Origin of the sequence: Halogeometricum sp. S3BR5-2, assembly GCF_031624635.1 — an archaeon.
Classification (GTDB): domain Archaea; phylum Halobacteriota; class Halobacteria; order Halobacteriales; family Haloferacaceae; genus Halogeometricum; species Halogeometricum luteum.
In genome coordinates this window covers 1-26,433 of the sequence record NZ_JAMQOQ010000009.1, presented here as the reverse complement: position 1 = coordinate 26,433, position 26,433 = coordinate 1, and the positions used below count along the sequence as shown (strand labels likewise).

Annotated in this window: 23 protein-coding genes; 10 read left to right on the top strand and 13 right to left on the bottom strand. The window is 55.2% G+C overall.

The window, feature by feature from the left end:
* The first annotated feature begins 75 nt into the window (after positions 1-75).
* Positions 76-852 (top strand): DUF7260 family protein, encoded by a 777-nt coding sequence (locus tag NDI79_RS22280; RefSeq protein ID WP_310930819.1) that lies wholly within the window; start codon positions 76-78, stop codon positions 850-852.
* Here the strand turns inward: NDI79_RS22280 and NDI79_RS22275 are convergent.
* From NDI79_RS22275 to NDI79_RS22255, 5 genes are all read right to left on the bottom strand, one after another.
* A complete protein-coding gene (locus tag NDI79_RS22275) occupies positions 849-3,146 on the bottom strand; it encodes a nitric-oxide reductase large subunit (protein ID WP_310930818.1) in 2,298 nt (765 codons plus the stop codon). The genes NDI79_RS22280 and NDI79_RS22275 overlap by 4 nt on opposite strands.
* Positions 3,147-3,193: 47 nt before the next feature.
* On the bottom strand, positions 3,194-4,348 hold the full coding sequence (locus tag NDI79_RS22270; protein WP_310930817.1) for a multicopper oxidase domain-containing protein: 1,155 nt from the start codon (positions 4,346-4,348) through the stop codon (positions 3,194-3,196).
* Positions 4,349-4,516: 168 nt separating this feature from the next.
* Entirely contained in the window at positions 4,517-5,164 is a 648-nt protein-coding gene (locus NDI79_RS22265; RefSeq protein WP_310930816.1) for a CPBP family intramembrane glutamic endopeptidase, read from the bottom strand.
* Between the two features lie 176 nt (positions 5,165-5,340).
* Positions 5,341-5,784, bottom strand: a complete 444-nt coding sequence (locus NDI79_RS22260) for a disulfide bond formation protein B (protein ID WP_310930815.1) — start codon at positions 5,782-5,784, stop codon at positions 5,341-5,343.
* Entirely contained in the window at positions 5,765-6,751 is a 987-nt protein-coding gene (locus NDI79_RS22255) for a DsbA family protein (protein WP_310930814.1), read from the bottom strand. Before NDI79_RS22255 ends, NDI79_RS22260 begins: the two co-directional genes overlap by 20 nt.
* A gap of 818 nt (positions 6,752-7,569) precedes the next feature.
* On the opposite strand from NDI79_RS22255, the gene NDI79_RS23705 reads away from it, so the two are divergent.
* Entirely contained in the window at positions 7,570-7,794 is a 225-nt protein-coding gene (locus NDI79_RS23705) for a DUF8142 family protein (protein WP_425499655.1), read from the top strand.
* 336 nt (positions 7,795-8,130) lie between these two features.
* On the opposite strand, the gene NDI79_RS22250 is transcribed toward NDI79_RS23705, so the two are convergent.
* From NDI79_RS22250 to NDI79_RS22230, 5 genes are all read right to left on the bottom strand, one after another.
* Positions 8,131-8,349 (bottom strand): DUF6684 family protein, encoded by a 219-nt coding sequence (locus NDI79_RS22250; RefSeq protein ID WP_310930813.1) that lies wholly within the window; start codon positions 8,347-8,349, stop codon positions 8,131-8,133.
* A gap of 105 nt (positions 8,350-8,454) precedes the next feature.
* A complete protein-coding gene (locus NDI79_RS22245; RefSeq protein ID WP_310930874.1) occupies positions 8,455-9,015 on the bottom strand; it encodes a TATA-box-binding protein in 561 nt (186 codons plus the stop codon).
* Positions 9,016-9,078: 63 nt separating this feature from the next.
* Positions 9,079-9,936, bottom strand: coding sequence for a cytochrome c oxidase subunit 3 (locus tag NDI79_RS22240; RefSeq protein ID WP_310930812.1), 858 nt, complete (start codon positions 9,934-9,936; stop codon positions 9,079-9,081).
* A 5-nt stretch (positions 9,937-9,941) separates the two neighbouring features.
* Complete coding sequence (coxB, locus tag NDI79_RS22235) at positions 9,942-10,661, bottom strand: cytochrome c oxidase subunit II (RefSeq protein WP_310930811.1); 720 nt, start codon at positions 10,659-10,661, stop codon at positions 9,942-9,944.
* Entirely contained in the window at positions 10,658-12,457 is a 1,800-nt protein-coding gene (locus tag NDI79_RS22230) for a cbb3-type cytochrome c oxidase subunit I (RefSeq protein ID WP_425499654.1), read from the bottom strand. Before NDI79_RS22230 ends, coxB begins: the two co-directional genes overlap by 4 nt.
* A 201-nt stretch (positions 12,458-12,658) precedes the next feature.
* Here NDI79_RS22230 and NDI79_RS22225 point away from each other — a divergent pair, with 201 nt between their 5' ends.
* The 6 genes from NDI79_RS22225 (at position 12,659) to NDI79_RS22200 (ending at position 20,327) form a co-directional block, all read left to right on the top strand.
* Entirely contained in the window at positions 12,659-13,633 is a 975-nt protein-coding gene (locus tag NDI79_RS22225; protein WP_310930810.1) for a transcription initiation factor IIB, read from the top strand.
* A gap of 408 nt (positions 13,634-14,041) precedes the next feature.
* Positions 14,042-14,419, top strand: a complete 378-nt coding sequence (locus NDI79_RS22220) for a helix-turn-helix domain-containing protein (protein WP_310930809.1) — start codon at positions 14,042-14,044, stop codon at positions 14,417-14,419.
* Between the two features lie 8 nt (positions 14,420-14,427).
* Positions 14,428-14,694: a DUF7521 family protein gene (locus NDI79_RS22215; RefSeq protein ID WP_310930808.1), complete on the top strand. Its 267-nt coding sequence runs from the start codon at positions 14,428-14,430 to the stop codon at positions 14,692-14,694.
* 196 nt (positions 14,695-14,890) lie between these two features.
* Complete coding sequence (locus NDI79_RS22210; protein ID WP_310930807.1) at positions 14,891-16,303, top strand: aryl-sulfate sulfotransferase; 1,413 nt, start codon at positions 14,891-14,893, stop codon at positions 16,301-16,303.
* 55 nt (positions 16,304-16,358) lie between these two features.
* A complete protein-coding gene (locus NDI79_RS22205; RefSeq protein ID WP_310930806.1) occupies positions 16,359-17,699 on the top strand; it encodes an aryl-sulfate sulfotransferase in 1,341 nt (446 codons plus the stop codon).
* Between the two features lie 369 nt (positions 17,700-18,068).
* Entirely contained in the window at positions 18,069-20,327 is a 2,259-nt protein-coding gene (locus tag NDI79_RS22200; protein WP_310930805.1) for a DUF2298 domain-containing protein, read from the top strand.
* Between the two features lie 264 nt (positions 20,328-20,591).
* Here NDI79_RS22200 and NDI79_RS22195 read toward each other — a convergent pair whose 3' ends face one another.
* Positions 20,592-20,813, bottom strand: coding sequence for a hypothetical protein (locus NDI79_RS22195; protein WP_310930804.1), 222 nt, complete (start codon positions 20,811-20,813; stop codon positions 20,592-20,594).
* A gap of 237 nt (positions 20,814-21,050) precedes the next feature.
* Positions 21,051-21,623 carry a DUF7961 domain-containing protein gene (locus NDI79_RS22190; protein WP_310930803.1) on the bottom strand — a complete coding sequence of 191 codons (573 nt, stop codon included), beginning with the start codon at positions 21,621-21,623 and terminating at the stop codon, positions 21,051-21,053.
* A gap of 192 nt (positions 21,624-21,815) precedes the next feature.
* Between NDI79_RS22190 and NDI79_RS22185 the strand changes: the two genes are divergently transcribed.
* Both NDI79_RS22185 and NDI79_RS22180 read left to right on the top strand, forming a co-directional pair.
* Positions 21,816-22,505 (top strand): metal-dependent transcriptional regulator, encoded by a 690-nt coding sequence (locus NDI79_RS22185; protein WP_310930802.1) that lies wholly within the window; start codon positions 21,816-21,818, stop codon positions 22,503-22,505.
* 92 nt (positions 22,506-22,597) lie between these two features.
* Positions 22,598-23,881: an Nramp family divalent metal transporter gene (locus NDI79_RS22180; protein WP_310930801.1), complete on the top strand. Its 1,284-nt coding sequence runs from the start codon at positions 22,598-22,600 to the stop codon at positions 23,879-23,881.
* A gap of 612 nt (positions 23,882-24,493) precedes the next feature.
* On the opposite strand, the gene NDI79_RS22175 is transcribed toward NDI79_RS22180, so the two are convergent.
* Positions 24,494-25,543, bottom strand: coding sequence for a sodium:calcium antiporter (locus NDI79_RS22175; RefSeq protein ID WP_310930800.1), 1,050 nt, complete (start codon positions 25,541-25,543; stop codon positions 24,494-24,496).
* Positions 25,544-26,433: the final 890 nt, after the last annotated feature.

Genomic DNA, 26,433 nt, shown 5'->3' with positions numbered 1-26,433 from the left:
ACACGCCCCGTCCACGAAGCTTATGGCCGAAATTGACTGTACTGCAGACACAATATATGTGCCGCTATACTGGCCATGACCACCGAAGAACCCTCTTGGCCGACGTATCTGGACGCTGCCCTTGAAAGCGTTCGGCGAGAGCGACGCGAGGTTGAACGTGAGTGCCAGGCCTTTCGGCGGTTTCGCAAGCGTACTCAAAGTCTCAAAACAGACCCGCCACAGATCGAACAGATATCTGGTGGGGCGCATCAGAGGTTCTCATCCGCGCAGCCGTCTGTCCGTGACGTGATCGAGCCGTATTATCGGGAGACCGTGATGGCAGTCGATCACTACGACGATGTTTACGGTGATTCGTTCGAGACGAGCATTAGTGCCGAATTTGGGGCTGATGTCCTGCTCCTGATTTCGGAAGCGATGTCGTTTTCACAAGTCATCAAACAGCGACTCCTTGGTGCCGCTCAGCAGTGTATTGACCGCCGCCGGGTGTTTATAGAAACACTTGAAACGGAATCTGTGATGTTCAAAGATGCCCAATCCACAATCCAGACGATCCGAAATACGGTTGTCGAAATCGACGACGAAGACTTACGGGACCTTTCGGTCACCCAATTAACCAGCCGCCAAGAAACACTCCAATCGCTGACACGGAAATGTGAGGAGTGGCTTCAACGACGACAAGAGCAGATCCATGTCCGGCGGTCCGAGCGGTCGTCAGGTGAGCGTGACTACACTACACTCTGCTCATATCTATACGAACCCTTGGACGTTGACCATCCAATATTAGCTACCTTTGTCGAAGTGATGGAAATCATTCGTGGGCGTGAGGGACACATCCTTCGTATGTTGGGTTAGTCATCGTCTTCCGCGAGGACGCGTTCCGAGATGCTCTGTGATGCGGGCGCCTCATCCGGTGTCATGACGTCGCGGAGCGCGAACCGCTTCCGGATCATATCGTATGCGAACACGAGCGTCCCGAGAATGAGAAGCGTATCGCCGGGGAACCGCGCCCAGAACAGCAGTTGGATGACTTCGCGATTGTAGAACGCGAGGCTCCGGGCGGCGTCATATCCCTGGGTGAAGGCGACTTCGAGTTGGAGGAAGCCGACCGGGAGAACGGAGACAAATACCATCACCGCCAGGCCAGCGTTCCAGAGCCAGAATGCCCACCGGAGCCGTCGCTCGACCCACTGGCCAGGAGCGGTGGCGATTCGCAACATATAGGTCGCCATCCCGAGTGCGAGAAAGCCGAACGCCCCGAACATCGCCGCATGTGCATGGCCGACCGTCAGGTAGGTACCGTGCTCGTAGTAGTTGATGAGCGGCAGATTGATGAAGAACCCGAGAACGCCTCCACCGACGAAGTTCCACGCTCCTGACGCGATAATGAACATGAACGGGAGCGTATAGGGGAACGTCTCGTCACTCGTTGCGAGGACGCGATATTCGTTGAGGGCTTCAAAGAGGATGAGTACGAGGGGGATGAGTTCAAGCGTTGAGAAGATCGTACCGACCGGCAGCCAGACGTCAGGTTGGCCAACCCACCAGTAGTGGTGGGCAACGCCGATGACACCCGTACCCATCACGAACAGCGCCTCGAAAATGACTGCCTTTTCTGCCGACCGCTTGCGCAACAAGCCCATCGAGACAAGCGTGAGTCCGACGATGGCGACGATGAAGAACTCGAAGGCACCCTCCACCCACATGTGGACAACCCACCATCGCCAGAACTCCGTCATCACGATATTCGTCTTCGGCGTATACAGCATTCCCGCCAGAAAGAGAACGCCGATCGAGCCGCCCGCGTACAGTATCATATGGGCCAGACCATACTGTGGTTCACGGTCGAGCAGTGGTTTGAACCCCCGAGCGACGAGGACGGCCCACAGCCCGAAGCCGACGAGGAGGCCCGCCTGCCAGAGTCGTCCGACTTCGAGATATTCGAGTCCTTCGTTGCCGAGAATCCACCACAAGTCGCCGTCGATATATCCGTTGGCACCAAGCCAGATACCGGCGAAACCCCCGAGAATGACGATTACCAACGTCCCGAGCAGGAGGTGGGTATACTTGGCCTGATTCGATGGCTCGTAGCCGGTGAGAAGTGGAGGCAGAAACAGCCCCGAACCGATCCACAACGTCGCGATCCAGAGAATCCCGAGGTCGATGTGATAGGTGCGGGCGAGGTAGAACGGGAGGATCTGGAGAATGTTCATGCCGAGACTCTCGAAGAGCCCGAAGAAACCAGCCCGTTCAACGTAGTAATGAGCCAAGAGCGCACCCAGAAGTACCTGAGCAGTGAAGAGAGCGGCCGCGATGGGGATGAATCTCGTCGCGGCACGTTGACTAGGCAACAGTGCGATCTCGTCTGGATCGGGAATCGTGACGCTGTCGATATCCGGCTCCGGGAGTTCAACGGACTTGTAGGCCCAAACGCCGATTCCTGCGGCACCGACTAGTAATACCATACTGATGACGCTCCAGATCATCGTCCCTCCGGTCGGGACGTTTCCGGTCCCCGGAGCGTACGGCCAGTTATTCGTATAACTCGTCTCTGTACCCGGACGGTCCGTACTGGCGATCCAGGCTGTCCAGAGTGCAAAGTCAGCGAAGCGGCGTGCCTGATCGTCGGTGGCGATCATTCCCTGCGGAACGCCACGCTCGGCCTCGCCCTCGTGGTAGCGCTCCACGTACGTCTCTCGGACCTGTCGGTGTGCGTATGCCTCGGCGGCCGAGTGGCGGATCGTGCTCCGGTCAGTCGTGTCTTGGAGATCTGTCTTTACTCGTTGATCGACGACCGCTTGCTGGCTCGCAGAGAGGGCGTCATACTCGGCGTCGAAGCGCTCTCGGGCGTAGTACGTCGCCATATACTGTCGCTTTAGATCCAACGTATCGGCGGTGTAGTCGACTCCAAAGTAGGCGCCGTTGCCGAGGATGGTTCCCTGATTCATTAAGCCGTCAGACTGGAAGACTGCTTTTCCAGTCTGTATCTGTTCGTTCGAAACGATCGTTGACCCGTCTGGACCCACCCCTCGATCCGGAATCGGTGGCGTGTTTTGATACGAGTACCAGGCACCACCTCCCATAACCACGAGGTTGAACACGAACACCCCGACGAGGATCTTCGCGAGGGTCTTGCGTTCGACTTGCATAGTCTCTCTCGTTTGTTTTCGACCTAATGATTGTAGAAGCCGTTCACCTACTGGCTGTAGCCGGCGTACTCCATGAGTTGGTTGAAGATTTCCGTATCCATGACGGACCGATAGACCACGCCGGTGAGCATCCCGCCGGGATAGAACGTGCCGTTCATCACGTGATTGACCTTATGGCAGTGCATCAGGTAGATGCCGGGGTCTGCATCGGCAGTAAATTCGATCGTGTGTCGTTCAGCAGGGGCAACGTTCGTGACGTCCATGTCGTGGCGGGCAGCCTCCGGAATCGTCCCGCCATCCTTTTCAACACGCTGGAAGCGGTGGTTATGGATATGCATCGGGTGCGACATGTACCCACCGTTGACGAGGTGGATACGAACTGAGTCGCCCTCGTCGACGATGATCGGGGATCCTTCTTCGGGGTGCAGCGTTCGGGGTGCGCTCTTCCCGTTGACGGTAAACACGTCTGGATTGCGACTGGCCGAATTGTAGGTGAAGTCCGCCTCTCCGGCCCACTTCCGTGGAACCCGCGAATCCCAGTCCTTGATCGTCATGAAGTATTCGCGGTCCGCCGGTTCGTAGCCTTCGGGATCGACTCGGTAGATCCCGTACATGCCCATATCGATATGTCGGTGGGTCTGGAAGTGACAATGATAGAAATGCGTTCCAGGGACGTTCGCGGGAATCTCGTAGGTGTGTGTCTCTCCTGGCGGGACCTGAATGCCGGTCGTCGTCGGAACGCCATCGTTCTTCCACGTCTTGCGAACCCCGTGGAAGTGAATCGTGTGGGGACGTCGGCCGTCAGTGTTGTCGAGTGTCACTTCCATCGCGTTACCCTCGGTCGTTCTGAGAATTGGACCTGGGACGCTGGGGTCGTTGTCGTCGGCCTGGAACGCCCAGACCCGTGGGAATTCGACAGGGCCACCCATTGTATCGAGCGGGTGGACGGCGTGGCGGGCCTGCTGAGTCCGCATCGTCACTTCGCCGCCCTGCTCGTCGACGTTGACGACTGTTGGAGGGCTGGTGTAGGGGAGATCAGGCGAGTCAGTTTGTGCCTGCGTGGGCGTATCGCTCGTTGCTGCTGGCTCGTTGGCTCCGCCCGCAGAACAGCCTGCTAACGAAGCGATACCGGTCGCGCCAGTTGCCGCGAGAAACTCACGCCGGGACAGTCCGGTTCCGGGTGCGCCGAAACGTGTAGTCATGATACACTCGGCATTTTGGTCGGCCTAAACATAGGGCGATTGTAGATTCCCAGTTCACGGGACAGCGCCTGGATATGTTCGGCACAAGCTGGATAGGCATAGCGGGAGCTTCTCTAAGTTTGAGTGTCCAATGCTAGTCTGAAGTCACGCGCCGAATCTGGAGAAATGTCAAATCCCGCCCGTCGAGGTCAGGTACGCGCTCGCAAATTGGACCGCATTATATGTTGCATGCATAACTGCAGGAACTGCGAGATTCTCCGTATATTCGTACGCAGTCCCGAGCACGAGTGCCAGAACAAATGCCGTTCCAATATATACCAATTTTCCCTCACCGGTCAACGAGAAGAGGTGGATCGAAGCGAATAATGCACTGGCGAGAACGATGGCGCGGGCTGGATGGAGTGTTTCGCGGAGTCTCCCCTGGATGAGCCCCCGGTACAACAGCTCTTCTCCGGGTCCAACCAACAGAAACTGAAGCGGAATGAGAAGCAGGAACACGCCCGGGTTCTCTTGCCCGACCTCGACGATCTGATTCTGTGCTGAGCTTAGACCGAGGGCTGAAATCACCGACGAAGCCACAAAGAGCAGACCTAGGAGCGCAATACTTCCGCCGATAATCACTGCACTATCACGTTTATCAGGAATATTGATGGGGATGAATCCGAATCCGAGGTGATAGCGTTTGAGATAGAGGAGGGTAATTCCCCCGAACGTCACTCCCTGCAAGAAGACCGTGACTAGGAACAGCCGGAGGCCAGGACGCGACGAAAGGTCGACGCCAAGCAGTCCGACACCTGTCACGACAGCGAGGATCACGACCGATCCAACAAGGTACGATCCATATGTGAGGCCAATTGCCGTGGCGACAGATCCGACCCGAGATGTCGAAGACATTGATTATATTGGAATGTTGGAACTCACACTACAAGCGGGCTTCGATAGGTCGATTCCAGCGCTATTCATTCCGAGACATCCCGCGATAGTCACTTCGTTCATAGCTGACGTTCTGGTTGGATCACGTCTGATCCCGCAAGTGCTGTAATCGTCACGAGTACGAACGCGATGAGTGAGAGATTCGGGATCGTGAGTCCAAGCACGGGAAGTCGCCACTGGACGACTGCACAGGGGCCTGCGAAGGTACACGAGGTCGTCGTCGCTTGGAGGAGGGAGTGATAAGCAGCGATCACCCCGCCAACCACGGATAGTGGCGTGACTGTCCGCCAAATCGTGTCGTGATTCTCGACTACGGCAACGCCTAAGACGATGACGAGCGGGTACATGAGAATCCGTTGGTACCAACAGAGGGTACAGGGAACGAGCCCGAGGCCGAGACTGAACCAGAGGCTCCCAGTGGTCGCGACCGTCGCAACTACTGCCCCGCTTGCTAGCCAGAACCGACTATCGGTGGTCGTCAACTCAACTCTGTCCGGCAGCATCTTCGATCAGCCGTCTGGTCCGGTCTTCGTTCCCGAGCGGGTTGATTGTCGTTCCGTCGATGAGGAGTGTCGGTGTGGAATTGACGCCACTGTCGCTCGCAGCCCTGCCTGTCACCCGAAGCGCGTCCTCGTACTGGTTTTTCTGAATTGCCGTCCGGACCGCTTCTGTCTTTGACACTCCTGCCGACCGGGCAAATTCTACTAACTGATCCGCAGTTGCCCATTGCTCACGTTCGGGAGGCTGATTCTGGAACACGTATTCGTGAAACGACCAATACGAGGCTGGCTCAGCGTTCCAGACGGCTAACCCGGCCTGCCCGGCTGCCGGTGCATCTGGGCCCAAAAACGGCTCGCCGCCAATGTAGGCGAGATCGCGGAATTCGAGCGTGATTGTGCCCGGGTCGACGTAATCTGTCACCAGTTGCGAGAGCATACCGGTGCTGAACTGGGCGCAATACGGACATTTCCAACTCCCGACGTAGGTGACTGTGACCTCGGCGTCAGCGGATCCCATTACTGCATAGCGGAATCCGTTTGGCGAATCGGGAATCGGTGCGGTTGCGACGGCGCTCGTTTCACCAGTAGAATTGGTGCTCCCGTTGGATTCGGTATCCTTGTTGTCGGTAAGAACGGTTCCGCCAACTACGAGGGCGGCAGTGGCAGTCCCACCGCCAGCGAGGAGGAGCTGTCGGCGAGTGAGTCCTCCAACAGCAGCACTAACTCCGCCCTCCGAGAGACGCTCTGTGAATGTGAGTGAATCGACGGCTGCGTCCGCTCGCTTGTAGTCGACACGTGAGAGAGTATCGGGATGCGCGGCGAGCCAATGTCTATACAACCGCTCGTCAGTTTCTCCCTCCAGTTGCTCACCACAGTAGTGGCACGCGTTGTGGGTGTTCCACGCATGATCGCGAGTGGCTCCGGCTGTCTCGAACTGATCGGCACAGACGGGGCAGGTGTGTGTAGTCATTCTCAGTCGATAGTTGGGGTTGAGGGGCTCATACGTTTATTGTCCTGTGCTCGATAGTCGGCTGGATTGTCGTCATCTGTGGTGCCTTTCTGTGAATATGGATTGGGTTAGCAACGAAGATCTGAGACGAAAGCGGTCGGTCGGTGGGAGAGCATAATCGAGGCTGGTCGAGGTCCAAAACAATAGGGGACGGTGTTGCCGACCAGTTGCATCCTTGTCCACTGTAGGCGTGTTCGCCGGTGTTCGTTTTGTGCCGATGATCTCGACTTCGTGATCTGTTCTATCACTGAGGAATGAATTGGGCTTAGTGGTTACTGATCGCGGCGCTCCCCGCTCGAAAGATTCTCTGTCTCCGTCATCCCTTCACTGTCTCATCTCGTCTAACAACAGGTCTACTGCCTGTGGGTACATTTCTCGAAATCAAAACCCGTTGAATGTGCCCGTCATCCGGGGAATCTCTGCCCACTATGCTGGTTCAGTTGACCCTTGATAGTAGATCAAGAGAACGATTAACGGTCCCATCGTACCTACCGTGGCGATAACTGCCCCGACCCCTCCATCGGTGAATGTAATGCCGAGAAGCCACGCTCCTACGAGTGTGAGACTCACGAGCAGATACGTGATATAGTTCATTGTGAAACTATTGCGCAACACAGGCCCTTAATCTAGCGAAAATCTCCGTCCGTCAAATGTGAACTCTACGCTGATCGAGTTATTACCGGTCTCCATACAGATGCTAAGGCTGGGTGTCTGTGGGTACTCGCCCTGCTCTGTACGTGAATCGGGCGCTTTTTACCGAAGTCCAGCCAACAGTAGGTATGGGCTCTTCCGAAACTGCGTCCCGACAAATAAGCCGCCGTCGGGCGACTCTTGCGGTGTCACCATTTCTCGCGCTCGGAATTGCAGACATCATCCTCCTTCTCGGGTGGGGTGTCGATCCACTCTGGGGATTCATGATTCTCCCCCCCATTCTATTTATTACCGTGCTTGGATGGATCGCGTTTCGAACGGGATTAGCACGAGATCGGACGGGTGAGTCGTAAGTAATGTCTGAGAAAGAGCTTTTGATGCTTGTTCTCGGCATAATTGCTGCTCTGATGTTTGTGGCTGGTCTTGTTCTTGTTATGACATGATCCACACTCTTGGCCTACTACTGGTAAACGAGTAACCGAATCGTTCAGCCCGGTTCGAGAAGAACTGCGAAAACCGCTAGTGGCGGGATTAGCACGAACACGAACACCAATCCTGCAATCGGTCTTGTTCCTGGTTTCCATAGAGAGACTGCCACGAGAAGCAAGAGAAAATCGACTCCAAACAAGGCGGGTAACCAGTGTCGTTCAAACTATTCTTAGATCCGTACCAAAATTAGCGGATCTACGTTATCTCTCAATGTGAATGGCAGCCTCATAGGTCAATATCACGAGCGCGATGAATGGGACGACGATCAGTAAAATCTGCATCGCAGAAACTAATGAGAGGGTAACCCCCCACGGAGCGACGAGTATGAAGAACAGGAGGAAAAAGCCTAAAATCATGAGTGGGACGACGTTAACTGTGATATCGAGCAGGGTGTCTTTCGACCAGATGGTGTCGGTCATTTGTGGACTGTAACACGCAGGTTGTAATGTGGTTTTTCATAGCTCGGTGTTCCCCGTCCGGGTGGCCGAGCCGAATTGATACTTGCGTATACCGTGGCCGAATTCTTAGTCCAGGAGGTCAAGGTTCTGTAGGTGATCGTGAATGGTTTCAATAGCCTTCGTTGCGTCCTCAAACGACTTACATCCGGTAATGACCAACTTGCCACTTCCGAACAACAACCCTACGACAGTCGCATTTGGGAGCCGATACACGAGTCCTGGAAACTGCTCGGGTTCGTATTCGACGTCTTCGAGACCGAGGCCAACCGCAATAGCGATGAGATTCAGGCGCTGGCCAAGCTCACCACTCGCTACCATATTCTGAATGACGATGTCTGTCTCGGTTGTGACAGGAATCCCTAGCGATCGAAGTTCGTCGAAGAGAGTGTGAATGGCTTGATGGGCCTCGTCAACACTCGCAGCACCAGTACAAACCATCTTCCCGGAACGGAAGATGAGAACCGCTGCTTTGGGGCTCTGAATACGGTAGATCAACCCTGGAAACTTGTCTGGATCATAATCTGTGCCGGCAAGATCGTCGCCGAGCTGATCCAGGTCAAGTTCCTGCTCGATCTCAGTTGATGCGACCACGTTCTCGATTTCGAGGGTTTCTTTTGGAGATGGCATAGGGTTAGTCAGGTAGTTTCGACCGACCACTCGAATGAAGTTCTTGAACACACATCTCGATCATCATAGGGTGAATGCGGCACCAACGTAGAGCGTGACGACGAGGAAGATCCAGACGGCGTCCACGAAGTGCCAGTACATGCTGACTGTACTCACGGAGGTATGCCGCTCTGGTGAGTAGTGCCCGTAGAGTGTCCGGACGGAGAGAAGCGCTAGGAGAATTACGCCGAGTGTGACGTGTAACCCGTGGAGACCAGTTAATCCGAAAAAGGCACTGAAGTAGATGCCACTTGAGAGGGTAAATCCCTCACCGACGATGAACTCGTAGTACTCCAACACCTGCCCAGCGAGGAACACCACACCGAGGAGGACCGTCGTCCCGAGCAGGCCGGCAAATCGACGCCGATTCCCATTGCGGAGCGCACTGTGGGCAAAATGGAGCGTGACACTACTGAGAATGAGTATCGCTGTATTGGCGAGTACGAGCGACGAGAGGAGGTCCGGTAGCTCACCGGGCGGCCATGGGCCGACTCTGATGAAGAAATAATAGACGAAGCCAGCTCCGAAGGTGGCGACCTCCGTCCCCAGGAAGAGGAGCATTCCCCACCGGAGCTTCCCTGTCGAGTCCTCTGCGTCCCGTGACCAGTAGTGCTTGACGAAGCCGTGATAGACCCAGCCGTACAGTCCGACGAGGAAAAGAACCACCCCCGCGATAATGGTGGCGGGTCCCACGCTCGCACCGACGAGCGCGTCGTCGCCCTGTCCAAGTAGGAAGAGACCAGCGCCCACGTAGAGTCCGGCCGCGCCGAGCGCGGTGACGAAGGGCCACCAGCTGGCTTCACCGAATCCCTGCGGCCAGTCTTCGACTGCTGGAAGGTGGTGGCTGTGTCCGTCCGTGGAGTCGTCTTCTGTGGTAGACATTGTTACTATTGAGATTGCTTTTGGTCTTCGAGCCACTGCTGATATTCGTCGTAACTCACGACTTTCACTGTGGCAGTCATCTGGGAGTGCCCGACTCCGCAGTATTCTGCACAGTAGAGCTGATACGTTCCCTGAGAGGTTGGTGTCGTCCGGAGGAGATTATACTGCCCAGGGACTGCGTCCTGTTTGAGCCCGAGTTCTGGAATGTGAACCGAGTGTATGACGTCTCTTGAGGTGATATTAAGGTAGACCGTCCGATTCGCGGGGAGAACGAGGGTGCCTCGCGAGGTCACATTTTCTTCGGGATACTTGAACGTCCACAGGAACTGCTGGCCGACAACGGTCACTTCGGTCGCATTCGCCTGCTCGCTGTCTGTGACTTGCGGCGTTGCAGTGACGGCGGGTAGAGCGAGTACCTGATATGAGGCAACCCCGACGAAAAGCAGGATGATCGCGGTTGCGACGGTCCAGGTGATCTCGAGTCGCCGGTTTTCTTTGGTCGGTTTCGGATCGTCGTTGTTCCGGAACCGCCAGACAGTGTAAATCAGTATCCCTTCGACGAGGATCGTGATCGGGACTGCAACGTAGAGCAGTTTGAGGTTCAGTGATTGAATGAGTGCTTCCGTCGTCGAGTCGTAGCCCGCTGCTGCGACCGGTAATGCAACGATGCTCATGCCGATTACTGCGAAGCCAAGACCAAGCAACAGCTGTTTGACTCGATTCATGCTGTCTCCTCCGAATTGTCGTCAGTATCGGTGTCGGTTTCCTCTGATTCTGCCCCTCCGTCGGTGATGGCGGTCTCACGTTGGTGATCGAACCATTGCCACTCGTTCGTCAGCAGGCCGTCCTCAGCGAGTTCCCACGGATCGCTGCTTTGGACGGGTGGTCCCTCGAGCCACGATTGTACGATGTTCCAGAGGAAGATGATCCCGCTCAATCCGATCAGATATGCACCAAGCGTCGCGACTTGATGGAGATCTGTGAACTGGGCCACCGGTCCGATATCGACGTTATACGTTGCATAGCGCCGTGGCATTCCCGCATAGCCTAGGAGGATCATCGCGAAGAACGTGAGATTCGATCCGATCATAAACAGCCAGAAGTGCCACTTCGCGAGACCTCGCTGATACCACTTCCCTGTATAGAGCGGGAACCAGTAGTAGACCCCAGCGAACACGGCGGTGAGAATAGCCATGAGGATGAAATGGAAGTGGCCGACGACGTAGTAGGTATCGGTGAGAACGAGGTCGACCGGGATCGACGCGAGGAACACGCCCGTCACGCCGCCAATGATGAAGAGACTAACAAATCCGATACAAAAGAGCATTGGCGCTGTCAGCCGTAAGCGGCCGTTCCACATGGTTGTCATCCAGTTGAAAGTCTTGACTGCGCTCGGGACGGCGATGGCGAGCGTGACCGCCATGAAGCTCGCACGCAGGCGGGGATCCATCCCGGTTGCGAACATGTGGTGGGCCCAGACGCCGAACGACAGGACGCCGATGGCGAGCGTCGAGTAGACGACGAACTTGAAGCCAAACAGCTTTCGCCCAGAGAATTTTGGGAGAATGATGCTGATAAGCCCCATCGGCGGGAGCACAATGATGTATACCTCAGGATGGCCGAAGAACCAGAATAAATTCTGCCAGAGGAGGGGTCCACCGCCACCGACAGTAAAGAACGTCGTTCCGAAGTTCCTGTCTAGGAGAAGCATGACAAGTGCACTTCCGAGTAGTGGGAACGAGAACAGGATGAGTCCCGACTGAGTCAGCACCGTCCAGGAGAAGATGTCGAGATTCGCCCAGTCAACCTCCTCTGCACGTTCGGTGAAGATAGTCGCGATGAAGTTGATCGCGCCCATCGTCGCTGAAACTCCCGTGAGGTGGAGTCCTAAGAGCATCAGGTCAACAGCAGGGCTTGGCTGCTGGATCGAGAGCGGCGTATACATCGTCCAGCTGGTTTGCGACGGGGCAATCCCAGGGATGAAGAAGCCGGCCCAGATGAGTAAGGCTCCTGGCGGGAGCAACCAGAATGCGATGGAGTTGATGCGGGGGAACGCCATGTCATCCGCTCCGATAAGTAGGGGGACGAAATAATTTGCAAATGCGGCGAGGATGGGTGTTCCGAACAGGAACAGCAGGGTGATGCCGTGACTGGTCAACAACGCGTTGTACGTGGTCGACTGGATCAACGTCGCTGGCGGATCGAGCAGTTCAGTTCGCATTATCAGCACCGAGAGACCTCCCCAAGCGAGCGTGATGACGGAGTAGACCCCATACAGCACGCCGATATCCTTGTGATCTACGGTGGTCAGCCATCGAGTGATTCCACCTGGTTTTTCCTCATGGCCGTACTCCGTTTGCCCGGCACCGCCTCCAATATCACTCGCTGGTACGTATGACCGGATGTCTTCCACACGAGCTAACCACACGATCATTGCGACGAGGACGAGCCCCATCGAGACGGTCAGTGCAACTGAAGTCGTGACAGAGGTAACCGCAAGTGGCGTGAGTCCGGATATCATGGGTGTTCGAGAGAGTGTTGATTCGCAGGTCTGATTGGATCCCGTCGACTCCGACTTAGTTGCCGTTCAAAGCGGTGTAGTGAACCTGTTTGGTGGATTCCCATCGTCTGGGAATCCGCCCTTCATTTACATTGACTCCGAACCGGAGTTTGCTAGAGAGAACCACTCGGCCGGGGATGTGAAGCCCGGCACACAGGACCCATGAACGAGATATCTATCAGACCGGACGAACGAGATGCTCGCGAGTCAGCACAGCGAGGATCGGGTGAATCGTTTCGCGAGACCTGTCCAGAATGTAGTGGTCGGATCGTCCCCGATGAAGAACACGGAGAGGTGTCCTGTGAGGACTGCGGCATCGTTCTCGACGAAGACGCTCTCGACCGTGGACCCGAATGGCGCGCATACGATGACGATGAAACAACCGATAGGAGTCGAGTCGGGGCCCCGACCACCCACCTCATGCACGATAGAGGGCTCAGTACGACGATCGGGTGGCAAGACAAAGACGCCCGCGGAAACCCAGTCCCGTCCAATCAGCGAGCACAGATCCAGCGGCTCCGGACGTGGGACGAACGCTTTCGGACGAAAAACGCCCAGGAACGGAATCTCAAACAGGCACTCGGCGAGATCGATCGCATGGCTAGCGCGCTCGGCCTTCCGCAGTCATGTCGTGAGATAGCCGGTGTGCTCTACCGCCGAGCAGTTGAGGAAGAACTCCTCCTTGGCCGGTCCATCGAAGGTATGGCAACCGCCTGTCTGTACGCTGCCGCTCGACAGTATGGGACACCACGGACGCTGGTCGAATTCACGACAGTAAGCCGTGTCGAGAAACTCCCGATTCAGCGCGCCTACCGGTACTTGTCGCGGGAACTCGGGCTGGAAATCGAACCGACCGATCCGGTAGCATACGTTCCCCAATTTGCGTCGACGCTCGAGGTGAGCGACGAAGCTGAGCGGGTCGCGCGTGACCTTCTTGAGACTGCGAAATCTCACGGTGTTCACAGCGGGAAGAGTCCTGCGGGCCTCGCAGCGTCAGCCCTGTATGCCGCCACACATCTCACGAACGAAGGCCTCACCCAAGCAACGGTAAGCGACGCAGCCCACGTCAGTAAAGTCACTATCAGGAACCGGTATCAGGAACTTCTTGACGTCCAGGATGGACAGTCGGGTGACTAAGTTATGGACCGAGCCGTTCTCCGAGCGCTGGAAACAGATGGCCCACTTCACGTCATGGAAATTGCCACTCGAATTGAAGGTCACCCAATCACTGTCGATCAGGCCTGTGCTCGGCTTCACGACGACGGATTCATCTCTCCGATTGGCGGAGGGCGCTATCGCCTGACAGAGGAGGGTAGCGCACAGCTCACCGACGAGAGCGAGCTTTCACGGGAGCGGCCGTGGAGGAAACTGTTTGATGAAACATGAGCGGCAGTTCAATGGTCGTACTCCACCGCGATTTGAACCCACGAACCTTCATGTACTGTATGATCCCACAGAATTTCGAGCAGGATAGCGGATGGCGGACTCACCTCCGACCGACTCCGAATCAGTCGACCTATTCCACAGCCGTTTCAAGACCTGACCATGGGCGACGATCCAGCAACTAATGAGGACCCCTCGACACTACAGGCTGTCCTCGATGCGCTGGATGACCCCGAGTGTCAGACCATCCTCAGAGAAACCGCTGAACCAATGACCGCCAAGGAACTCATCGAACGGTGTGATATCCCGAAATCGACGGTGTATCGGAAACTAGATCTCCTCAGTACGGCTTCCCTCGTCCGGGAACGTATCGAAATCCACCCAGAGGGAGGACGAATCACGCGGTACCAACGTGATTTTACTGACGTGACCATCTCGATGGACGACGACGATCAGATCGATGTCGAGATTAGCCGACCCAAGCGGAGTGCTGATGAACGCCTTGCGAACATCTGGTCAAAGATGGGTGACGAGCTGTGAGTCAAACGATGCTTGCGATCCTCGTCATCAAGACTCTAATTCTCGTCCTTGGGAGCGGAATTACATTTATTGCCTATAAGGCTCATCGACGGACGGGAGCTCCCGCCCTCCGAGCTCTTTCGGTTGGGTTCGGCATTATCACGCTTGGCGCTCTCCTTGCTGGTGTCGCCCACCAGCTACTCGGAGTCGAACTTCAAACAGGTGTTCTCATTAATAGTCTCCTTGTTGCGGTCGGGCTAGCGATCATAATGTACTCGCTCTATATTCAGAAATGAAACGGGTATTCAGAATGAATTTTATATCGGAAATCCACCATAGGGAACTTGTGGGACCGAAGTATATTCTGTGCCCCCATTTCGCGAACACGAAATGGATAGATTCTAGTAGAATCAAACACCACTGCAGATTATCGAAGGTTAGAAGCATTCTGGTTGCTACAAACTGCGCGTTTCAAGAAATTCACTCGAGAAAATGAAACCAGCGCTCAATGAGGTCTCCAGATCTCAGATCCTCCGTGGAATCGTACTGCTCATCATCATCGTCCTCCTCGCTCCAACAGCGGTATCAGCGTTCACTTATGAACCAACTTCCTTGCAACGAGGGACAATTGAAAGCCCAGCGAACGGGACCACAGTGATTTCGGTACAAGGGTTCAAAATCGCTGGGCAACAGAGTGAGAAGAAGCCTGCCCGCCTCGTCGGGGTCGGACCACGAGGGAACGTCGAGTGGGTGTATAATGGGGGCGAAGAGGGTATCGTTTGGTTCTATGATATAGACCCACTCGAAAACGGGTCGCTCCTTATTACCGGTACGAAGCCCGGAGAGACTGTCGTCACTGTTTGGAATCCACAGACAAAACAAACGGCGTGGTCACGGACGTTCGACTGGGAAGATACCCACGATATCGACCTCATCAACGGCGATCAGTTACTCGTTGCCAATATGCGGAACTACAACGAGTCGACGGGCAAAAACGACGATAGACTACTCATCTACGATCTCTCGAAGGACAAGATCGTCTGGGAGTGGAAATTCCGGAATCACGGGTACAACCGGAGTGGAGGTGGAAAGTACACCGACGACTGGTCGCACGTTAACGATGTCGACAAGTTCGGCCCGGGGCAATACCTCGCCTCACCGAGAAATTTCGACCAGGTGATCGTCGTCAATCGATCAACGAAGAACGTAACACAACAGCTCGGCTCGGATGGAGACTGGGATACGCTGTACGAGCAACACAATCCACAGTATCTCGAAAGCGAAAACGGAACGCCGACACTGCTCGTCGCTGACAGCGAGAACGATCGCATCGTCGAGTATGCAAAGACGGATGGTAACTGGACCCGAACCTGGCTGCTCAGAGGAAGCTTCAATTGGCCCCGTGACGCCGATCGGCTCCCGAACGGAAACACGCTCGTCACCGACACGCTCAACCACCGTGTTATGGAAGTGACCCCGAGTGGCGAGATCGTTTGGGAGTTTTACGCTCCGTGGGGCACGTACGAGGCTGAGCGAATGCAGCTTGGGGACGAACCCGGTGGCCCGACCATCCGGGACCAAAACGCGACTGGGACAGCCAACCTTACAGGGAGTGCTGCGTTGACGCCCGGGACTGGCGATCGCCTCACGTTCGCGGAGTGGGTAACGAACACGTTCGCCGGGACGCCGATAGAATCAGAGATGGCTTGGCTCGCCGAGCGGTGGGCACACATTACGCCGTGGATCCGCCCAGTATGGATGGGGCCGTGGGATTTCGCCCGGACGATTCTCGCCGGGGGATTGCTCATCGGGTGGATTACCATCGACGGAGTATATCATCGAACCCGAATTATTGGGTCTCTGAGGGATGTTGGCAACAAGGTCAAATCACAATTGAGACCATAATTATGATACTACTCATAAAAAATGACGATGCAGCCGAAACGAGAACATCCAACTGATGGCTGAGGACTCGATTAGTTCGATGGTAAGGGGAGTGGTCTCGTTTCCCTCCCGTGGTACACTGTTTATCCTCGCCGGAGTCTTGCTCCTCGTTGGGACGCTCAGCGTAAGCGCCATGCTCGCGCCATCGATCGGACGAACGGCCGCGGCCGATCACCAACCCCGCACACTCGTCGGGTCGCAAGGAGGTGGTCCAGGTTGGCACGAGTACGGGAGCGTCTATCTTCTCAACGGGACGAACGTCACATGGCGTGAGTCGAGTGCTGATAGCTATTTTGACGTGACAAAAACCGAGAATGGGACGGTCATGGCCGGGTTTATGAATAGCGGATACGCTTCATGTAGCCCGTACGAATCACCATGTACGCGTACTGGATTTCGGGTTATCGATCCGCAGCCCGAACCTCGCGTGCTTTCCGAGTATAGCTTCCCCGTGAGGACGAAAAAGAACAGCGAGGTTCACGATGTCGAACGACTCGAATCGGGAGAATACTTGATCACCGATATGGAGTACGAGCGTATCTTCACCGTCAAAGACGGCGAAGTTACGTGGCAGTGGAACGCGAGTTCATTCTACGATGCCCCTCAAGACCCGACGACAACTGACTGGCTGCACATCAATGACGTCGATGTCATCGACGAGGGTCGGTATCTCGTCTCAGTCCGCAACGCCAACCAGCTCGTGATCGTTGAGCGTGGCGAAGGCGTTGTTGACGTCATCAACAAGGACACGACTGATTCGAACGACGCTAACTGCCGAAAATCGGGCCAGCTAGCGGATTACGACGGAGACGGAGAAATACGCTGCGGTGATCCCACAGTTCTCAATCATCAACACAACCCCCAGTGGCTCGGAGAGGACGCTGTCCTTGTCGCCGACAGCGAGAACGACCGCGTGGTCGAACTCCACCAGACTGCGAACGGTAGTTGGACACCGGCGTGGACTCTCGAAAGGGCGGGTGGTATTCCGTTCAACTGGCCTCGAGACGCCGATCGTCTCCCGAACGGGAATACGTTGATCACGGACACGCTGAATAGGCGCATCGTCGAAGTGAACGAATCGGGGGCTGTCGTCTGGAGTGTCGAAACAGAGCGAATTCCGTATGAAGCAGATCGACTCCCAGCCGGAGAGTCAGTGGGGGCACCTCAGTATGCTACAGAGTCGGGATCGATCAACACCCCATCTGATGACGTACCAGTGCTTTCGCTGATGCTTGTCGGCCTTCGAGCAGTAATTCCGTCGACACCCTTCTGGTTTCGCGAGCCACAGCTTGGACTGACAATCGTGTCGATGTTTTTCGTTCTTACAGGTGTCGTGGACCGGTTCTGGAGACGGTAACTGTACTGAGAACATAGCTCTCACCCTCAAATCGATGTGTATCTCAAACAGTAACGAAGTTATCAGGATGATGACCACGAGGACATCTGTAATATCTAACGGGTACCCGAGGACAGCCGAAGCTAGCGGACACGTGAGATTAAGTGTGGACCACCGTCTGGATGGGCCGATCGCGAATCATGGGTACATGGTACAGGCCGGTGGTCCATCTAATTGGTTGGACTCTGTGAGCAATAAATATTTTCCGAATAGACTTGGCCAGATTGAGACGATCATCGTTCTTCGAAAAGACACTCACCCTGATCGTATCCTGATTGCGACGGGTAGTTGTTCTAGAAGCGTCAGCCCGGGGAGTGTTTCTTGTTAGCCATGGAATACGGTACGATCTTCATTTGGTGGCTGATCATGCTTGCTCTCGCCACTGCAGGCGTTCCCATCGCAGCAACTCTCTTCACCTCGATACCTGATCGAGGTATGGGTCTCGCGCTCCCTACTGCGCTCATCACGTTCGTTCTCCCGGCGTATTGGGTCGGACAGCTGTGGTTTGGCCCGCCAGCCCTCGTGGTTGGCCTCATCTCTCTCGGGACCCTCTCTTTGTGGACGGCTTGGCGTGGTCCTCGGGTACCACTACGTCGGTTCGTTGAGGCGTCTGCCGTGTTCTCGCTTGGGTTCATCTTGGTAGTCGGGATTCGCGTTGTCGATCCATCGATCCTCCCGGCTGGCGGTGAGAAATTTCTCGATTACGGCCTGCTTAAGACGGTTCTCCGCGCCGACCAACTCCCGCCCGAGGACTTCTGGTTCGCAGGCAATTCAGTCCAATACTATTACGGAGGCCAGCTAATTTCGGCGATTCTCGCTATTCTCTCCGGAACGCCAGCAAAGTATGCATACAACCTCGCATTCGCCAGTTTCTATGGGATGCTGGTGACGACTGTATATGACCTTGCGGGGTCGATCGCGCAGTCACGTGGTGGGTCGTATCGCGTAGCTGGTGTACTGGCCGCGTTTTTCGTTGCCTTCGCTTCCAATCTCGTGACACCCATGGCGGCCATCTTGTGGTCCCTTCCGAACGGAATTGCGACTTCAATCGCTGAGACGGTCGCCGCTACGACCGCACTCGACGCATCTCCCATTCTCTCCCGCGATGCGTTCTCGTACTGGACGGCGAGTCGAGTCATCGACGGCACAATCAATGAATTTCCGCTGTTTGCCTGGCTGAACGGTGATCTACATGCGCATATGCTCAGCACGCCGTTCCTCCTTCTCGCTACGGCTATCGCCTATGCCTATTACCAGACCCCCACCGATGCCGTGGGTCGACGTCGTCTTCTTGTTGTTGGGGCAATTCCACCTGTAGCCGGTTTCATCGCGGTTATCAACACGTGGAGTTTTCCAACCGCGATCGGAGTAACTTGGCTTTCGATAGCCTTCGCTCCTGCGTCTCCCCGGTCTCTTCTCCCGAGTACAATCCGCCCATCTATCCCAGCCAAGGCGGACGAACAGGGAACGGTCCTCCGACTGGGGGTCAGCGCGGGTCTCGCAATCCTGGTAGCGTGCTTGGGGATTCTCTGGACTGGCCCGTTCTTTCTCGGTCCAGCGACTGGCGGAAGTGCCCGGACGATCGGCGTTTTCCCGGATCAGAGCAGTCTCATAGGACTCATTCTCATCCACGGGTGGGTGTTGCTCGTCTTCGGACTCTTCTTCGGCTCTCGAATACGGAATACGCATACCGATCGACTGTTGCTCGGTGGTGCTCTCATTGGTGCCATCGTTGTCGGTGTCATCAGCCAGACTCCGGCTGTTATCCTCGTGCTGCCGTTGGTGGTTTTTGCGTGGTTCCTCCTCCGCCACGAACGGGTCAGCAGCTTCGAGACGGTTCTGTTCCTCGCGGGGGCAGGATTAGTGCTGCTCGTCGAGTTCGTGTATCTGGATGCGCAAGCGGGGCCTGGGCGGATGAACACAGTGTTCAAGACCTACATGCAAGTCTGGATTCTCTGGGGAACGGGAGCGGCTGTTGCCTTCGAACAGTTGCTTCCAGTACGCCTATCACAATGGCAGAGATGGGATGTGCGACGAGTCACAATTACGGTGGTGGGTGTTGTTCTTCTGATTGCCGTCTCGTTGTACGGAGTAATCGCGCTGGGAGCTCATTTCGAACAGATCGATGAGCCAACCCTCGATGCGACGACGTGGGCACAAGAACAGCATCCGGAGGAATGGGCCGCAATCCAGTTTCTCGCTACTAGGTCGGGACAGCCGAATATCGTCACGGCACCGGCTTGTTGGTGTAATTCTATCGATAGCGTCCAACCGTATCGATGGGCGAACGCCCCATCGAGTTTTACTGGCGTCCCAACAGTTGCCGGTTGGAGTCACGAAGTCGGCTATCGCGGCCGGCAGACGTATCGCCGTCGTGTCGACGATGTACGCACGATCTATACGGGGTCGTGGGAAAAACGACACTCGCTTCTCGCCCGGTATGATGTCCGCTATATTTACGTCGGACCGAACGAACGCGCACTGTACGAATTGGATGATTTTGCGAGTCACTCCGAGTTATCAGTTGTGTTCCAGAATAATGCTGTGACTATCTACCGGGTGCCACAACGCATCTCAAAACGGGGCTAGTGACCGGTGGTTTCTAGCGAGACCATCATCCAGTTACTGTCGGTCGCCACCACAGAAAAGCTACTGAAGAAACGAACACGACCGATTCCGAGCCAAATACATTGAGCGGAATCATTCGTGTCGGACACCGCTGACGCGGTGCTCTTGTCCTCTTTGACTTCGTAGTGACCACTCAGCAGTATCAACAATCTCCTACCGAAGAGCGTTTCGAAAATGTGGCACCGACTCCACGCTAGGATGAGTTACGAAATCTCTTTCAGTTTTCTATGATGTCTTTCCCCCGCGTAATGAATTCCATCCAGCGCCAATCCCGATCGCTAGGAGAAAGACTGCCGCAGCAAATCGAGGTATGATAATCTCCCACCCACCAACATACTCCCATGCCCTTGGAAGCCCGGCAAGCGTCGCTATACCCATAAAAACGAAGAAAATACTCAGTGAAAGTGTAAGTAGCTCTTCGCGGTTAATAGATTCCCGGAGCGTCATATTATTACTTGGTGGCTGATGGTAATATTGTTGCCGACTCACATCCGTTCGAGGGGTCCGATTCGAAGAGCAAACACCTATTGATAGCGATTTGCGGAGATCTCCTTACTGATTGTCTTTCTACGATCATTATCTTTCCGAAATTACGAAATGTTGAAATGCCCCCAAGTAGGTTTCGTCCGAGTCATTCCCAATGAGGATTCGAAAATGTTCGCTGACGGCTATCTCCCTACTCGATTATGGATCCAACGCTTTCCCGCTTCCACGTACCGACTTGATGGGCCATGTCTGGTACTTGTATGTTGGTTCCTCGCTCGGATTTGCGACCACCTCTTCGAGATAATCGGCGTAGATCCCGTTGCCGGAAACACTTCCATCCGGTCTGATTGCATACGTTTCATTCATCTTCTCGATATGGAGATACTGTTCGGAAAATCGCCATTCTAATACATCAACATTTCCTTGAATCTGTTCTATCGCCTCTTCCAGCGTTGCCGGCGGCTTGACGTACCCCAACCGCCCTTCAGGAAATCCATATACAGGTATGCTGCGGTCGCATACCCCATCCCAGAACTCAGCCGGTGCAACGTCCTTCCATTCTGGCCACTCATTCTCTAGATCCCTAACAAAGGTGACATTCACTAGTTGGGCATCCGCCGAGTAGTCAGGGTTCTCGTCCGTTGTCGAGATCTCCTTCCCATTCCTTTCATACGTCCAGTCTGCGATGGTCTCCTCCTCAGGGACGCGTACAACGATGGCAACATCCGGGTCATCGTCCTGAGTATCAAATACGTAGTCACCAAGCTCCATAAATGTCATTCAGCGCCGCTGCATTACCGGTTTTTTGGTGCGACGACTGGGAGCACACCCAGTATTACCCTCTACACGCGAACAGGTCAAGCGATTCGGGATTTGACTCAGAGTGGTCCATATGAGTATCGTAGTGGGGATGGGTTCTCGGTAGACAAATATAAGAATTAGGCAGTTCTAATTCATCTATCGATGATGTTGAGTGCCGTCATGGAAGACTATCTCAAAGCGATCTATGTCCTCCACGCGGAAGCCGATGAGAACGTCAAAACATCGGACATCGCTACGCAGCTGGATGTCAAGCCGCCGACCGTGACAAGTATGCTGAAGAAGCTGGCCGAGAAAAACTTGGCCAACCATGAGCCTTACCAGGGCGTCGAACTCACCCCAACAGGCGAATCCGTCGCACTGGAAGTGATTCGTCATCACCGCTTACTTGAGGCCTATCTCACTGAAGAGCTCGGCTACGACTGGACCGAAGTTCACGATGAGGCCGACCGACTGGAACATCACGTCAGCGAGACGTTTATCGATCGTCTCGCCACTCGGCTTGACGAGCCGCAAGTCGATCCCCATGGCGACCCGATTCCAAGTGCCGACTTGGATCCTGTTGAAGACCCTTCCGGGACAGCGCTTATCAACTTCAGCGTGGACGAAACAGTCATTATCCAGCGAGTTCGGAATCAGGATCCCGAGATTCTCCGGTATCTCGGAGCACATGGAATCAAACCCGGAACGCGCGTTACCATCGAAGAGGTCACCCCCATCGGAATGATCAGTGTTCAACCTCACTCCTGCGAGACGACTGTCTCCCTGCCGACTGGCGTTGCTCGTTCTATTCGGGCCCATCAAACCGACGAAGTTTCAACGCCGGTTCCGTGACCCAGATCCCAGCGGAGTTAGATTAGACTAATTCTAAAATTCGATTCGATAGTTATTTTATTAGCCGATTCTAACTGTCTTTCAGAGAACGTGTGACCCTGGACTCAGACGGTGAGACGGGCCCAACAGGTCGCCCGTCACTGCGAGAACTCCTGTACTATCTCGGGCCGGGATTCCTCATTAGTGTCGCGTATATGGATCCCGGGAACTGGGCCACGAACATCTCCGGCGGTGCGAAGTTTGGGACAGCCCTGCTCTGGGTGATCGTCCTTGCGAGCCTGATGGCCATTGGGATTCAAATCATTGCTGCGAAACTTGGGATCGCAACGGGGAAAGGCGTCGCACAGCTCTGCCGTGAACGGTTGCCCAAACCGCTCGTCTGGCCGCTCTGGGCTGCAGCCGAACTCGCGATGATCGCCACCGATATGGCAGAGATCATCGGTGCTGCGATTGGGTTTAGCTTAGTTTTCCAACTCCCGCTAGCAGCCGGGGCGGTCCTCGCCGGGATAAGTTCGTTCGCCTTGCTCGGTATTCGTACGGCCTATCGACGTGGCTTTCGGTGGATCGAGTTCACGATCATGGCGCTCGTCGGGGTGATCTCGCTTGCATTCGTCTTCCAGATGGTACTTGCGAAACCAACCGCCGGGGAAATTGCTGCCGGGCTAGCACCGTCGATCCCGAGCTCGAGTGCGCTGTTTATTGCGATCGGGATTCTCGGTGCGACGGTCATGCCTCACAGCGTATATCTGCATCCGACACTTGTCCAGGATCGTCGACAACAGCAAGTCGAGGCTAACGGGGATACGGAAGCTGTTCATCGGCGCCACTTCCGACTGGAAAGCATCGACACGACGCTTGCACTGTTCGGCGCGATGTTCGTGAATGCTGCTATGCTTATTGTCGCCGCTGCATCGCTTCAAGGGACAGGTATTGAAACACTCACCGAGGCGTATGTCACACTCCAAGGAGTCTTTGGCACGAATGCGAGTTTCGCCTTCGGCATCGCGCTCATCGCGGCCGGACTGTCATCATCACTGGTCGCAACTATGGCCGGGCAGACCGTCATGGATGGATTTCTGGACCTCAACGTGAATGTCTGGATTCGTCGCTCCGTGACGCTCGTCCCGAGCCTCGCCATCGTGCTGGCGGGCTTCGATCCGACGAGTGTCCTTGTGGCCTCCCAAGTTGCGCTGAGCTTCGAACTCCCGTTCGTCCTCATCCCCTTGCTCTGGTTCACCTACCAAGAGGACATTATGGGGAGTTTCACGAATAAGACGAGGACGACCTACGGGCTCGCGGTTATTATCGGCCTCATCGTCGTTTTGAACGTGTGGCTCCTGTACTCGACACTATCCGGTATTGGGACACCTGGATGACTCGATTGTGTTCCTGACCTGAGATAGCATTACACAGTAGCTGATTCAAATTGAAGTGTACATAGAGAATATGATATTGATCTTATGAAATTCACAGTTGGATATTCTATATAGGCGCCCTCTGGGTTAAGAAGAGCAAGATAACTCTGAACCTGATTGGATGCGATTAACGTGGTATCGTCAGTGCTTAGGTCAAAGATTCTGGGACGACGCCAATGAGGCAGTTGACCGCAAGCGCCAGCACAACTTTCCTGTACGTTGAAATTGGATGTTTTCTGAGACAGATGTTACAGCAGCACTGTTGTAACAGCACGGCAAAGATTGGCGCTCATCAGGAGCTGAAGCCATATTACATTAGAGCTATTGTAACAACCCTTTTGGGAACCGGTGTTTCATATTAACTACCTTAGCATATACGCATGTGTATATCAATAAGCGGCATTATTGGAGACCTGCGAACGGACACGACTCTAAGGATTCTCAGTCACAATGAATGCTCTCTTGAAATTATACCTTCTTTATTTGTGGTGCGGGATGTCACGTTGGCTTACCGAGCCAAATTTCGGGTTCTCAATGCAATACTCGCAGAAGTGCCCCACACTCACGGGGTACTCAGAGGAGTTGGAGGACGCCGAACGCCATAACGATGAGGTATAGCAGATAGAGAGAGTCGAGGACCCCCACCTGCCAGCGCTTGAGTCCGTGGTCGTCAGAGCCGAAGTGTATGAGCAGCGCTAGCGCCGCTGGCATAAGTGCGACGAACGCCAGGTTGACCGAGAACAGCAACATATTTTGAATCGGCAGGGTCACGAGCGCCAGCGGGAGGAAGCCGATCGTCACTGTCACAGCGTTGTCTGCGACAACACTCGTCGTGCCAGCCGTGACCTGGCCGCTCTTCACGACTCGCCACGTCTTGAAGACTTCCGGTGCCGTGCTCATCGTCGCTGTGATGAACAGGCCCCCGATCACTTCGGAGATGCCGAACGCCGCAATCAGGCTCTCCGTCGCGCGAACCGTGAAATACGCCCCGACTGCCAACGCACCGACGCCAGCGACCGCGAGACCCAGCTCTTTCGTCGACCACTCTACCGATTCTCCCTCCTCACGACCTCGATACACTGCCTGCGTGAGATACAGACCATACGCAACGAGCATGATGACGCCATCGATCGGCTGCAGTCCCTGCCACTGTTCCGGAATCGTCAACAGTGCGAGAAGGCCGAGGATTCCGAGATACGGGAGCACCAACACCGTCACACTTCGTCGATCTAAACGGAGTAAGCGTTGCTGTATATGCGCTGAGTGTGTCTCTGCCCCGTCGATCGGTGACTCCCCGTCGCTCTCCCGTTGTGTCGTCCCGCCATTGCCCGTCAGTTCTCGCCGCGACGCCAGATACGCAATGGTAAAGATCAGTGGGAAGGAGACAATGTTCGAGCCGAGCATGTTCCCGAGACCGATCCCACCAACGCCGCGAAGGGCACTCGTCGTGTTGATTGCGACTTCTGGACTCGCTGTGACGATGGCGAGGAGGGCCGCCCCACCAGTTCCGGTAACCCCCCACTGTCGACGGATCTTCCGGAGTGGATCAGCGAGGTGATCTGCCCCCCAATCTGCCAGCCACACTGCTCCAATAAGTACCACGACCCAAAGCCAGACAGCCATATGTTTCCTTTTTCGCCACCTCCTGTATCAGGGTTTTCGGTGATTAGCACTATGTCAACGTCAAGTCTCGCGTCAAAGTGTATGAAGACGTCGAGTGGACTACGCTCACTGGCACTGTTCCGAACACGGGGAACCGGACGTCTACGTACGCGGTCGTCGAGTTACAGACGCACGCCAGGAGGAACTTCATGTACGCTAAGCGGACGACGGTGGGATCGAATGGCTCCTTCTGCCGGTCCGGTGTACAACGACCGATGTGGTCGCTCCGGAACAGGGCGGGTCGAACTCCAGTGTCTTGGCTGTAGGAATGTATCATATTTGCGTTGGTGAGTCACCAGCTCGAGATACCGTCACCCGTGTTTCGGCCCCGAGTCGTCGATTTATGGTGGTGAGACCATCGAAATCCAGGTTACTACCACCGCACTCACGAACGAGTCGAGTGCGTAATTCCGTGTCTCCGGTAGGACTAGAGAGATATTTCATATATTTGCTCAATTGCATTTACAAGGCGGAACGAAGCTGGCAAATGTGATAACAGGGACACGAAGAAGCGTAGCAGACATGGCCCGTCACTCCGATGACGGCGGTCACGTACTCGTTCCGGGTTTACAGGCGGTCAAGGCGAATGCCCCGGGGCTTGACCCCGAGGCGATTCACGAATAGAAGCGGGTGATCAAAATACCCATTCTGCTTGATTAGATCGACTGGCCCTCTGCGTGAGGATTTTTGGTGGAACCAATACAAGAGGTCGTATGGGTAAGGATCAGTACCTCACGAAACATCCTCAGCTAACCGCCTCTGAAGCTTGAGTTCTGTGTCGAATCGGTTCCGTTCCCGGACTTGATGAGGGAGTCACGGAGAGGATCAAGAGAAAGATGTCGCTGTCGGCG